Below are 12,864 nucleotides of genomic sequence, written 5' to 3' on the forward strand. Positions count from 1 at the left end.
TTTAGAAAAAGGTTTAAAAGATGCTGAAGGAAAGGAGGTGTCTTTTATTGAAAAATAAAAGGAAAAAGTATTTATTCGGTTTAGCAAGTATAGTGTGTTTAATTGTTTTATTGGGTATGCATATTGTTAACAGTTCAGAATCAAAAGTCTCTGCAGCAACACCAATAGAGCCAGATTATAAAATGATGATCGAAGCCCCAGGAATTAATAAAGTATCTACAGGACCAGCTACTACTGAAATTGGTGGGAACTACGCATTTGTTCTTAAGCTAACTGATGCAGTTACTTATGAACCAATTGGAAATCCCAAAGTTAGAGACGGATATCAAGGAAGTCCAACAAAAGTATATTACTTTAATAAAGATGATGTAGCAAAGCCAAATGAATATGGTTTATGGGTAAGAAATGCTGGATTATATAACGGACGTAGTGTAGATGTGAAATTTGTTATGGATACAATGAATGTTGCTCCAAGTAATGAAAATGCTACCCCATATCCTGAATTTCCCTTTTTTGCTGTAGATCCAAAAGATAGAGAAAAAATGAGTAATTATGAGGCAGAGAAACAAAATGGTGACGATGCACCATGGAACGATCTTTATTTTATGACGGGTTCGTCACTAGGTAATCACAGAGTTTATTATAATCGTGGAGATAAAATTGAGTATCATTATGAGTTTTACTACCATGATACTCAAAAAGAACTGAAGCTTATGGGTTCTTGGAACTTTAATAATATAAATGTACAGAAAAAAACTGGTATCTCATTTGATGAGTCAGATTTTAAGAATTTTTATGTTATGAATAACTCGGTAATTTCATATAAAGCAGAAAGTGGTCAGCTAAATATGTCTAGTTCTGAAACTACTATGAATGATCCTTCAGTTCAAGTTACGGAATTGTTCAACAAAGAACAATTTCCAATGTCTATGACTTATTATGGAGAAGATGGATATTCTGGAATGATGGCATTAATGTACTCCACTGAATCACTAACACGTATCGCTCCAGCTCAACCTATTGTCTATGGTAAAAGAAATTCTGCAGATCACAATGCCCAAACATATACAGAGTTAAAATACTCTATCTTACAAGGGGTAGCAGATAACAGAAAAGAAAATAGAAATGATCAAGTTGTCATCGAAACCGAAGTACCTGAGTTTTATGATATTACTGATGTAAAAGTGACTGAATATGGGACAACAACTGATAAAACAAATCTATTTTTGACAAGTAAAACTGGTTCAAAATTATTGCTGACTTCAATAGATTCAACATCCGATGCATTTAATGGTAGTCTGTTTGATATTCAAATTACAGCAAAGCCAAATAGTAAATTTAACTTTAATCTTACTGACTATGGCTACGTAAACGATGCAAGCAATGTTACTGACAATGGTTTTATGCTTTTTGAAATGGGGGGACCCAAGACAAAAACTACCTATACCTATAAGGGGTTAGCAAAACCAACTAATACATTGGATTCTGAAGTTGTAAAGGATCAATCGATAACACAAGTTCGTTACGATGGTAAACCGATTGGAACAGCCAAAGAAGGTTTGAAAATCCCAATGGGTGGTAATATTGCCACAACTTATCCAAATGCTGAGGACTTACTTGTCTCATATGATGTTGATACAGAAAATGCAATTGATCGTCCAGTTAGTGTTTCATATGTTGGAACACCACCAGATATCAGTACTAAAAAACCTGGGGATATTGTAGAAGTACCTTTAATGTTAACTTCTGCTAAAGGCGTTGAAACGCCGATTACAGTCAAAATTGAGATAACTCAAACAATATTTGACTTAGATATTGAACATCTTGATGCCGAAACAGGGACAGTAATTGCCACAACAAGTCCATTACCAAGTGGTGAAGAAGGAGTAGAATATACAGCCACTTCTCAACAAATCGAAGGGTATATTCCAACGGCAGTACTTGTAGATGGCGTAGATAAAACACCATCACCAATAACAGATCCGTTATCGGTTACAGTTAAGTTTGTCACAAATAAAAAAGTAACATTCAAATACACCAAATTAAGAACACCTGTGATTAAGGCGGAATTTGATGTTAGCCCAACTACGGTTCCAATAGGCGGAAAAGCCACTTATACAGCTACTGTCAAAAATACAGCAGAAGCACCGACTACTTGGAGTAATGTTTCGTTTAAAATCGATACACCATTCCCTGACAAAATCACGCCAGATGTGAGTACTGTTAAGGTCAATGGAGTAGCACTTGAAGCAAGTAAAGTGGATTTCGATCCATTGACTAAAGAATTTAAAATCGATCTAAGTGATTTGGATTTAGACGAGAACGAGGCAGTGATTAAATATGACGTTATTGTTGCGGCAGATGCTGCCGTTCAGGTTGTAAATCAAACGTATACTGTGTCGGGATCAGCTGGAGACGGTTCCAAAGCTTCTCAACAATCTAATTCAACTAGTTTGAACGTAATACGTGGTGAAAGCCAGTTAAATGTTCTTTATAGGAAAAAAGATGAAAATAATAATGATGTGAAAATGGATCCAGATCGTGATGCAATCACTACTCAAAAGGATGGTACAGCGTTTGATGTCACACCTGAAACGTTTGATGGATATGTTTTAGATAAAATTATTGTTGATGGTCAAGCATTACCCGAACCATTGCCAACATCTGTCAAAGGGAAATACGGAGAGATTTCAACGATTGAATTCCACTATAAAGGAACATTATTGATCACATCTGCACCAACGCTGCTTGATTTTGAGATGAACGAAGCAAGCGCAAAAAATCTTCGCGTAGAAAGTGCTAAAACGGACAAGGATTTAGTCGTTACTGATACACGTTCAACAAAACAGCGTTGGTATTTATACGCCAAAGTAACGGAAGATTTTAAAACAACTGATGGATCGAATAAGACTCTTTCAGGAATTTTACGGTATAACGATGGCGGAACAACTGAAAAGAATTTCCCAGTAGACCAAAATCAATTGTTGACATCACCTGATAATTTTTCAGATACGAAGTATAACATTAGTCAAACATGGTCTGCTAAAGGGAAAGGGTTTAAAGTTGAAATTCCAGGAGATTATGTCAAAAAGTTAGGCGAGTATCGAGCAAAAATTGTTTATACATTAAGTGAAGTACCAAATCTTCCTTAAAGCGAAGGAGAAAATGTCAATGATGAAAAAAAGAAATTCTTTATATATTGGCCTAATTTTACTCGCTTTAACGGGAGGAATATTGGGTATGTTCACTACGTCTGTTTATGGGGAAGAGGCTGCGGTGCAAACGAATGGTGAGATTGTTTTTTCTACGGAGAGTAGTGGACCAAGTCCAAGTACATCACCTTCAGAAACGACAACATCTAGTAGTGGACCGATTAAAAAGCCAGCTGGAAAATATCCTTCAACGGGTGAACTTGTAATGAAAAGCCTAACGATTAGTGGATTAGTTTTAGCAGCTTTTGTAGTCATCTTTTATCTTATTAAAAGAAAAAAAGATGCAAGTGAAAAGGAGGGATAAGCAATTGAAGAAAAAGACATTTTTAACAGTTATTTTTCTTGGATCCCTGTTACTTGCGTTTTTATATGCGAAGCCTACTTACGCTAAAGAATCTTCATTATCTGGAGTTGGAGAAGTTGAGTTAAAAGGATACAAAGAAGATCATTCGATTATCCGAGATCCTGAAAATCCTAAAGTAGAAGTTGATCCAGGTGAATCACCACAAACTCAAGGAGACTTACGGATTGATTTTGTACCAAAACTTAATTTTAGTACGGTAATGATTTCAGATGAAAATGCTACTTTTCCTGTAAATGCGCAGTTATTTCATGGCAGTACCTCTGCTCGTGGAAATTTTGTTCAAGTATCAGATTATCGAGATGATGCAACAGGTTGGACTCTGCAAGTGAGACAGGAAAATCAATTTAAGCATGCCACTAAAGTTGGGGCAGAATTGAAAGGTGCAGTAATTTCATTTGATCAAACTTGGGCTAACTCTTCCAGAGATTTAGCGAAAGCACCAACGGTATCAAAAGAAGTTATTCGTATGAGTAATGTTGGTGAAACTTATAACCTAGCTGTTGCACAATCGGGCAAAGGGTCGGGAACTTGGAGTATTGTGTTTGGAGCATCAAAAGAAAATCATAATGAACGTCCAAATACATTGAAAATTAGAAAAGACGGTTCTGGTAAAGAAATAATAGATCCGATTTTTAAGAAACCTGTGTACACAAATGGAGCCGTTACGCTCTCTGTGCCAGGAGCGACTGAAAAAGAATCAGGCGCATATTCAACGGTGCTAACTTGGGTATTAGCTGAGTTACCATAAATAGAAACAAAAAACTAGGAGGAAACACAAATGAAATTAACACACAAATTATGTGGTGCGGCGTTATTAGCTGTACTAGGTGTAGCAGTAGCAGCACCAGGAGCAACAAAAGCAGCACCAGATCATTCAAAAGCAGGCGAAGGTGAAATCCAATTCACTAAAGCTACTTATGGTTCATATGATTCTACAGGTGGGGTAGTACCACCAGATACAAGTTCTCAATCAACAACGGATACTGATCCAACTAAACTATTAGATGGTGAATTCGTTGTTCAAGGGATGTCAAAATTAGTCTTTAACGAACAACAAGCAACAACAGGTGCTATCAAGTCTTGGGCAAAACCAACAACTGCCAATTCAGTTGGAGCGAATGACCATGTAGGAAGACGTGCAAACTGGGTTCAATTCAAAGATGACCGCCTTGTAGATGATCGTACGTATGAATTGTCAGCTACACTTGTAGATTCAGATGGTAAAGGTGCATTCAAATTTGAAGATACTGCAAATAATAAAACAAGAAGTATCGCTGGGGCAACGATTGATTACAAAAATACAAGATTAGAAGCACATGAAGATAATCTTGCACTTGCACCAAGCACAAGTGGTCTACAACCTACACTTCATTTAGCTGAAAATACGAAAGCTAAATTGCTTACAGTTAACGAAAACAACACTGGTAAAGGCCGTGGAAAATACGCTGTTTACTTTGGTGATGTCATCAATCCAGCAGATTCTGACAAAGAATCAATCGAATTAAGTATTCCTGCAAACCAAGCGGAAGATATTCGTGATGGTAAATACGTAGCAACAATTCTTTGGACACTTTCAGAAACACCAATGTAATCTGAGTAAAACGAGAATTGGATAGGTATTATAAAAAAAGATTCACCGGTGATCTACCGGTGAATTCTTTCATGATGGAAGAGAGGACAACGAAATACATGAAAAAAAGAATTTTATTAGGTCTCTTTTTATGTTTATACATAGTTTCACTTTTTGGGTTTTCAAGAGATGCATATGCTGAATTGCAATTTGCGTATGAAACTGTGCTACCAGAAAATCAAAAAGGGGACGGGCGTTATTTTGACTTACGTATGACATCTGGACAAGAACAAAAAGTCCAAATCATGTTAACGAATCGTGCAGATCAAGAACAAACAATAGAAGTTTCATTAAATGGCGTGAAAACAAATTCAAATGGTGTTTTAGAATATGGACCAAGTGCATTAAAAAATGATGCCTCTTTAAAATATGATTTTAAAGATATTGTGAAAGGACCAACAGAAGTAACGTTGGCTCCAAATGAAACAAAGCCTCTAGAACTAACAATTAAAATGCCAGAAACTAGTTTTAATGGCAAGATTGTTGGTGGGATTTATTTAAAGTCTAAGCCAACAAAAGAAGAGGAAGAAGAAAATAAAAAAGCCAAAGGGGTAGTCAATGAGTATGCCTTCTTAGTAGCGATGGTCTTACAGGAAACAGAAGAGAAAGTGCAACCTGAACTTAAATTAAATAAAGTTTATGCAGGACTCTCTAATTACCGAAATAGTGTATTTGCCAATTTTTCAAATATAAAACCAGAATTTTTAAATAACATGACCGTAGAAATGGAAGTTATGGCAAAAGATTCAGATGCTGTTTTGTATGATACGAAAAAAGCGGATATGAAAATGGCACCCAATTCTATGATTGAATTCCCACTAGAAATGAATGGGGATAAAATGGTAGCCGGTGATTATAAAGCCCATATGTTGGTCACAAGTGATGACAAAAAATGGGAATGGACAGAAAACTTCACAATCACAAATGAAGAAGCAGATAAATATAATGCACAGGACGTTTCTTTGATTCAGGAACCAGGAATTAATTGGAAATTAGTGGCCTTAATTGGGGCGGGGATTTTCTTAGCATTTCTACTTATTTTCTTTGGTATTCGAGCATACAATAAGAAGAATAAAAAAAGGAATAAGAAGAAAAAAAAGAAAAAATAGAGTGAAGGAGGTTATTATACCGTGAGTCTACTAGACTGGCTTTTCATTGGGCAACTTTCCTTTGCAACTCTTTGTTTTTTGTTTATCTTTTTTTTCGGTTTCTATTCTATGACAATTAGCAAAGAACTAAAAAAAAGAAAATGGCGGAAGCGACCTAAAAATAAAGTAAAACGAAAACACTGGATAAAAGCGCGAAAACAGTTAGAAAACAGGCGCAAACGTTTTAACAGAATCAGCGTTATTTCTCTGTTATTGGTTGTAATAATGTCTGGAAGTGCTTTTTACTCTCGTTATTATCAGATGACTCATTTGACTGCCGATGATGCAAAAGGCGTCGTTCAAGGTTATTTTATGACGGAAGATATCGAAAAAAAGTTGGAGACGATGAGAGACGGTGGCAGTATTGAAAAAGAATATCCAGCATATCAAGAAATCAGTTCTTTATTAGTAACCTACAGCAATCGATCTGTTTCGGATGGATTATCTGAAGAAGGAAAGAGATTATTGACGCGTTACAATGTTGGGATGAAAAACTTAGGCATGAATCTGCATAGTTTATCCGAACAACAGTTAGAAAATAAAGAAACAATCGATGGTTATTTAAAAGATATTCAAAAAATGAAAAAACAGCAGAAAGAAGTTTTCAAATATTTTAGGGTAAATGAGTCAGCATTAAAAAGAAAAAGTTAATTGATTGCTGAGGGAAACAACATGAAACAGACAAAAAAAACTAGAAAAAAAAAGCAGCCTCTCAAAAAATCAACAGATAGCAAAAGAACAAATCAATCGAAAAAAAAATCAAAGAATCTAGCTGTACAGACAAAAAATAGAAGTAAACAATCGAATAATCGTACAAAAAAGCCCTCTTTAGGAAAGAAAAAGCACAAAAAAGTGCATATCAATCGAAAAAAAGAAAAACAACGGCAACTTATAAAAGAAATTATTGTCAGCCTAATACTTTTAGTAGGATTGCTCACGATCGTTCAGTCATTGTTTTTTACATTCCCAACGGTTGAAGGGTACGGAATGACACCATTATTAAATGATGGCGAACGAGTAATTGTCAGAAAAACAAAGAGGATTGAACGATTCGACCTAGTTTATATCAGAGACCCAAAAACAAAAAGAACAATGATTCGTAGAGTGATTGGTTTACCAGAAGAAGAAATCGCCTACCAAGAGGATCAGTTATTTGTTGACCAAAAACCTATTATAGAACGGTTTTTGAAGAAAGAATTAAATGAAGCTAAAGTTGAGAAACGATTATTGACAGATGATTTCAGCTTGAGAACTGTCACGGATGAAAGCCGTTTACCAAAAGATAGTTATTTTGTTTTGGGTGATAATCGGCATTATGCTGCAGATAGTCGTAATTTTGGTTGGGTTGAGAAAAAAGATATTTTAGGTGTTGTAAAAGTTAGGATCGCACCATTGCATCAACTAAAACAATTTTAAAGAAGCGATAGGAGGAATGAATATGACAAGAGGTCTTCATTTCTCAAAGAGAAAAAAAACACGACGAACGACGTTAAGTCCAACTAAACGAAGAGAACAACGACCAGTCCTCCCAAAAAAGAAAAGTGAAAAGAAGGCAATAGAGCGTAGAAGAAATTGGCTAAAAGAAGGCTTACTGCTATTTACTTTTATACTGGTTATTCTTTTTTTAGCTGTCTTTAAAACGCATCGTGTTTCAGGGAAATCAATGGCACCAACGTTTGAAAATAATGACCGTATTATCGTACAAAAGAATGTATCACCAAAGAGATATGATATTGTGACGTTCGATCCTGAGATTCCAAATGATCCAAGTTATGTCAAACGAATAGTTGGCCTTCCAGGAGACCAAATTTGGACAGAATCAAATGCGGTGTATATTCGTCCGTCTACTGCTGCACCGTGGCAACAAGAGGAAGTACCACAATTTATTATCAGTATGTTACCTGATAGTACGCTCAAAGTAATCGTTCATGAAGAAGTTGCTCTCCATTTAGCGGGGATGACAACGATTCCTAAAGGAAGTTATTTTGTGTTAGGAGATAATCGAGCTGAATCCAAAGATAGTAGAGCTCTTGGACTAATTGAAGAAAATCAAATGGAAGGAGTAGTAGTATTTCGCTACTTTCCATTCAACAAGATAGGAGTAGTCCACTAATAAAGGATTAAAGTAAGGCTTACAAAGCAACAGCGCGTAACAGGTGAGCAATAAAGAACGTTCTATGTAGGAGGAGAAATGGCATGAAGATAAAAAAATGGCTTAAAAGTAAAGGTTGGGCATTTCTTTTAAGTGTACTTATTCCCATCGGAATAATGGCAGTGGTTTACTTAACGATGGACATTTATCCAACTAGTCAGAGAACAGTTTTAGCGAGTGATGCGTTATCTCAAACATCCAATTTTTTCGCAAGTTTCAATAATACTTTACATGGAAAACAGAGTTTTTTTTATACCTGGTATGGTTCCTTGGGATTGAATTACTGGTCATTTATGGCCTATTACATAAACGGAATTTTTAGTTTTATCGTTGCATTTTTTGATAATCAACATATTCCTGATGCACTGTATTTGATTTTGTTACTAAAGTTTGGCGCTATTGGTGGTACATTTTGGGTCATGAGTGATCGCTTATTTAAGGTGCCACAAATCGTGAAAATAATGTTAAGTGTTAGTTTTGCTTTATGTGGTTTTAGTATTGCTTATTCACCGCAGCAAATGTGGTTAGATGGGCTGATCTATTTACCTTTAGTTATTTTAGGAATCCATCTTCTGATGGATAAACGAAAACCTGCACTATTATTTATTAGTTACTTATTATTATTTTTATCTAATTTCTATATGGCATTTATGGTTGGCGTATTTTCATTTTTATATGTATTTTGCCGATTTTTAACAAATCCTAAGCGCTTCAAAACAAGCTTGGTTCCATACTTAATAACCTCATTACTCGCAGGTGGCGCTTCAATGGTTACGATCTTGCCTACATTATTGGATTTAAAAAATAATGGTGAGGGGTTAACACCAATTTATAGTTTTTTAACAAGAGGAACGGATGTCTGGGATATTCCAGCAAAAACAATGGTAGGTTCCTACGATACGAGTAAATATGGGAGCGCACCATTTATTTATTTTGGCATGCTTGGTTTGATTTTTTGTCTTTTTTATTTTGTAAGCCGGAACGTACCGCTGAAAAATAAACTGATCTATGGCAGTTTGTTTCTTGTATTGATTGCAAGTGTGTATATCGAACCGATGAATCTATTTTGGCATGGGATGCATTCGCCTTATATGTTTTTATTTCGATTTAGCTTCTTGTTTTCTTTTTTAGGCCTTTTATTGGCAGGCTTTGGAATGGAAAATGTAACGAAAGATGATTTTAATCATATCGTAAATTGTGTGTTGGGTTTGATTTTTCTTTATGTTTTGATCAGTTTTGTAGCAAACCGTAAAAGATATGAGTATTTGGATCAGAAAACATTACTCATTACTCTGACTGTTGCATTGCTTTATGTACTGTTAGGCGTTCTACTTCAAAAATGGCCTAAGCGTTTGGTATTGATCGGATGTTTATTTTCCATTGTTTTCATCGGTGAACAATTTATGAATGCGCAAAGCATTGTCAAAGGGATTGCAGGAGAATGGAATTATCCAGATCGCAGAGCCTACGATGATCACTTTTCTGATATTGAGACCTTGATAGAGGAAACAAAAAAAGAGAATACGAGTCTATACCGGGTAGGAAATGTAGATGCAACTTCGCGAAATGAGAGCTTTATTCATGGATATAGCGGTGTTACCATGTTTTCTTCTATTCGAAATCGTCACTCTTCACAGTATTTAGATCAGTTAGGATTTCGTTCAGCGGGAACTAATTTGACGATCCAATACGAAAATAACACGTTGATCATGGATGCGTTATTAGGGATAAAATACAATCTAGCAAAAGAGGATTTAAGAAAATATGGCTATAAAGTAGTGAAAACAGCAGGAGATTACACCTTATATGAAAATCAGTTTGCAATGCCTCTAGGTATTTTAACAGACAAGGGAATCTACAAAAAAGATGCCGTGAAAAATCAAACAGAATTAATGCAATATCTATCAGGTGAGAAATCAAATATCTTTTCCTTTGCTGAAGTTGAAACGGTGAAAGAAAATAATGTCAAAGTGGAAGAACAAGAAGGCGGCGTTTATTATTCAAGAACAGCCAATGCCAATCGAGAATTAACGTATTCAATTGACGTTCCAGCCCATTCCCAAGCCTATTTAAGTCTATATGGAAAAGGAACCGAAGTGGATATCATTACGAAAGTGAATGGAATACAACGCCATGGTAGTTTGGATTCTAGCGGCCAGTATTATGATTTAGGGTATTACAAGGAAGCTAAAACAATTGAGGTTCAGGTGGTATTCACGGGTGAAAATGTTGTGCAACTTGTAAAACCAAAAGCGATGTTCTTAAATAGTGATCAGTTTGAGAATATGATGAACACTATCAAAAAAAAGGGTGTTTCTTTTGAAACGAGTGGTCGAACTTCAGAAGCAGAAGTTGATTTGCCTAAAGACCAAGTGATATTGACAACGATCCCATTTGACAAAGGCTGGATAGCATACATTGATGGGAAACAAGTAGAAATTCCCACATTTAAAGATGCTTTCTTAGCATTGCCTGTGCCAAAAGGGAAACATAACGTGAAATTGGTATTTTTACCTGAAGGCTTTAGAATCGGCCTTTCACTTTTCGTTAGTTGTATCCTGCTTTTTATAGTGTACAGCTGGTGGCTAAGGAAAGAAATGAAACAACAGATCCATATACAAAAGGAGAAAGAGGAATGAAAAAAGCAATAGGGTATTTATCAATCTTAGTTCTTAGTTTACTCGTCATCAGTGGCTGTTCCGCAAAATTATCGGATGAAAAACAATCCTTTGAAGCAGATGGTATTGAATATCAATTTCAACTGCCGAGTACTTGGGAAGTTACCAAAGATTACAAAGCAACGTATAACAAGTCAGCTGTTTTTGGAGCCAAAGATAAAAAGAGTAATTCTTCTTTATTTGTTTTAGCTTCTCGTAAAGAGAATGTTGATTTAGATAATTTTGGTGAACGAACACGTAAAGAGTTGGCAAAGCTGTATAACTATAAAGCGAAAGATATTTATATGAAAGAATCCAAGGTTGGGCAGTATAAAGCCTACAAATTTACATTAAACACTACATTTGATAAGCGTTCTATGTGGCTTCATCTCTATTATATAGAGACAGAACACGGGTTGGTTCAATTTGATTTTTATTCTGCTGACGACGGAAAATATGAAAAACGGGTTGATATTATTGATTCCTCCGCCTATTCCGTCAAAGAAAAAGAGGATCAAGGCCCAGTTGAGGAGGAGGATGATATTGCCTTCGATTCAAGCGAATTAAATGTAAAAGTGACGGGTGTAATGAGTTTAGCTGGTGAGAATGATACGTCTGTTTATGCGATTCGTTATATGGTTACAAACAAAGGGAAGCAAGAGGAGATCACACCAAAGAAATGGCAAGAGTTGATTCAAGTAATGCAAGATGATCAGGTCTTACAAGAAGGAACAGTAAAAAAAGATGATCAAGTAGTGGATATCACGAAGCTATTAAACCAGCAAAATCAAAAAATTCCTGCTGGAAAAACACTTGAATCCGTTGCTGTATACACATTGAAAGACAAGACAAAAGATCTAGTGCTTACCCCCTCTAAAGAAGTATTTAAAGAGGCTGAACCTGTACATTTAACACTCGAAACAGATAGTGGAAAGGATGGCGAAAAATAATGCGAAAACAGCGCATACTGTTTTTTTGTGTGGCAACGGCTTTGGTTCTTATAGTCAGTGCCTGTTCAGTAAATAAAAAAACAGCGGCTATAGAACACGAACAACTTCTGTGGCACGAAACCAGAGAAAAGCCTTTTGGCCGATTTGATTATCCAAAGATCAGTAAAAAAGAAGGGCTGTCCTTACTTAAAAATAAATTTAACGTAAAAGTACCTGATATGATCACCCAAGCAGAGACATTGATGGAAAAAGAAGTAGTAACAGATGAAGTAAAGGCTGATGATCCCGAATATACGCTTTACGCTGAAGGGGATGAGTTAAGAATTCAAGGCTATTATCCATTTTCTAAAGAGAATCAGTTAGAAACAGTTGCTATGGTAGAATTTACGTATTTGTATACGCGGGAAGAAAAAGATGTTCGACTAAGAACGCAGAGTTTTTCTATTGTGAAAGCTGGAGAAAAAGAGCTGTTTACAAAAGAAAAATTTCATACGCTGTTAGAAGAAACCGCTAAAATAATTGATTTGCCTAAAACAATAACGGATCGTTCGATTGAAAATTTTGAAAAAAAATATGCACAACTAGAAGATCGTCCGGCATCACAACGAGTGAAAGTTTATAGTAATGATGAAGAAATGACTGAAAAGAAACGAATCACCCAGTCGATAATAGCCGAATTCGATCCACAAAAAGAATTGAAAGGAGTGCAAGCGGCTATTGTGGACCGTACAGAATAAATGAATAAAAGGGA

The 12,864-nt window shown here is 35.8% G+C and carries 11 protein-coding genes; all 11 read left to right on the forward strand.

All coding sequences use genetic code 11. The annotated features are described in order from the left end of the window. The first annotated feature begins 47 nt into the window (after positions 1-47). The 11 genes from I586_RS08525 to I586_RS08575 all read left to right on the forward strand — a co-directional run bounded on the left by I586_RS08525 (position 48) and on the right by I586_RS08575 (position 12,850). The gene (locus tag I586_RS08525; protein ID WP_010765548.1) at positions 48-3,152 is read left to right on the forward strand and encodes a hypothetical protein; all 3,105 of its coding nucleotides are present in this window, start codon (positions 48-50) and stop codon (positions 3,150-3,152) included. Between the two features lie 19 nt (positions 3,153-3,171). Continuing rightward, the gene (locus tag I586_RS08530; RefSeq protein WP_010765547.1) at positions 3,172-3,516 is read left to right on the forward strand and encodes an LPXTG cell wall anchor domain-containing protein; all 345 of its coding nucleotides are present in this window, start codon (positions 3,172-3,174) and stop codon (positions 3,514-3,516) included. A gap of 4 nt (positions 3,517-3,520) precedes the next feature. After that, positions 3,521-4,324, forward strand: coding sequence for a WxL domain-containing protein (locus I586_RS08535; RefSeq protein WP_010765546.1), 804 nt, complete (start codon positions 3,521-3,523; stop codon positions 4,322-4,324). 30 nt (positions 4,325-4,354) lie between these two features. Continuing rightward, entirely contained in the window at positions 4,355-5,167 is an 813-nt protein-coding gene (locus tag I586_RS08540; protein ID WP_010765545.1) for a WxL domain-containing protein, read from the forward strand. 98 nt (positions 5,168-5,265) lie between these two features. After that, positions 5,266-6,315, forward strand: a complete 1,050-nt coding sequence (locus tag I586_RS08545) for a WxLIP family cell surface protein (protein ID WP_010765544.1) — start codon at positions 5,266-5,268, stop codon at positions 6,313-6,315. Between the two features lie 21 nt (positions 6,316-6,336). After that, positions 6,337-7,005 carry a hypothetical protein gene (locus I586_RS08550; protein ID WP_010765543.1) on the forward strand — a complete coding sequence of 223 codons (669 nt, stop codon included), beginning with the start codon at positions 6,337-6,339 and terminating at the stop codon, positions 7,003-7,005. 21 nt (positions 7,006-7,026) lie between these two features. Next, complete coding sequence (gene lepB, locus I586_RS08555) at positions 7,027-7,770, forward strand: signal peptidase I (RefSeq protein WP_010765542.1); 744 nt, start codon at positions 7,027-7,029, stop codon at positions 7,768-7,770. Positions 7,771-7,792: 22 nt separating this feature from the next. Next, complete coding sequence (lepB, locus tag I586_RS08560) at positions 7,793-8,467, forward strand: signal peptidase I (RefSeq protein ID WP_010765541.1); 675 nt, start codon at positions 7,793-7,795, stop codon at positions 8,465-8,467. An 83-nt stretch (positions 8,468-8,550) separates the two neighbouring features. Next, the gene (locus I586_RS08565; protein ID WP_010765540.1) at positions 8,551-11,145 is read left to right on the forward strand and encodes a YfhO family protein; all 2,595 of its coding nucleotides are present in this window, start codon (positions 8,551-8,553) and stop codon (positions 11,143-11,145) included. After that, a complete protein-coding gene (locus tag I586_RS08570) occupies positions 11,142-12,113 on the forward strand; it encodes a DUF5067 domain-containing protein (RefSeq protein ID WP_010765539.1) in 972 nt (323 codons plus the stop codon). Before I586_RS08565 ends, I586_RS08570 begins: the two co-directional genes overlap by 4 nt. Next, complete coding sequence (locus I586_RS08575; protein ID WP_010765538.1) at positions 12,113-12,850, forward strand: hypothetical protein; 738 nt, start codon at positions 12,113-12,115, stop codon at positions 12,848-12,850. Before I586_RS08570 ends, I586_RS08575 begins: the two co-directional genes overlap by 1 nt. The last annotated feature ends 14 nt before the right edge of the window (positions 12,851-12,864 follow it).

The organism is Enterococcus moraviensis ATCC BAA-383 (genome assembly GCF_000407445.1).
Classification (GTDB): Bacteria; Bacillota; Bacilli; order Lactobacillales; family Enterococcaceae; genus Enterococcus_L; species Enterococcus_L moraviensis.

What these genes read in the sequence shown, in the direction of transcription:
- lepB (WP_010765541.1), top strand. Translation starts at nt 7,793, where the DNA reads ATGACAAGAGGTCTTCATTTCTCAAAGAGAAAAAAAACACGACGAACG.
- I586_RS08545 (WP_010765544.1), top strand. Translation starts at nt 5,266, where the DNA reads ATGAAAAAAAGAATTTTATTAGGTCTCTTTTTATGTTTATACATAGTT.
- I586_RS08540 (WP_010765545.1), top strand. Translation starts at nt 4,355, where the DNA reads ATGAAATTAACACACAAATTATGTGGTGCGGCGTTATTAGCTGTACTA.
- lepB (WP_010765542.1), top strand. Translation starts at nt 7,027, where the DNA reads ATGAAACAGACAAAAAAAACTAGAAAAAAAAAGCAGCCTCTCAAAAAA.
- I586_RS08530 (WP_010765547.1), top strand. Translation starts at nt 3,172, where the DNA reads ATGATGAAAAAAAGAAATTCTTTATATATTGGCCTAATTTTACTCGCT.
- I586_RS08570 (WP_010765539.1), top strand. Translation starts at nt 11,142, where the DNA reads ATGAAAAAAGCAATAGGGTATTTATCAATCTTAGTTCTTAGTTTACTC.
- I586_RS08565 (WP_010765540.1), top strand. Translation starts at nt 8,551, where the DNA reads ATGAAGATAAAAAAATGGCTTAAAAGTAAAGGTTGGGCATTTCTTTTA.
- I586_RS08575 (WP_010765538.1), top strand. Translation starts at nt 12,113, where the DNA reads ATGCGAAAACAGCGCATACTGTTTTTTTGTGTGGCAACGGCTTTGGTT.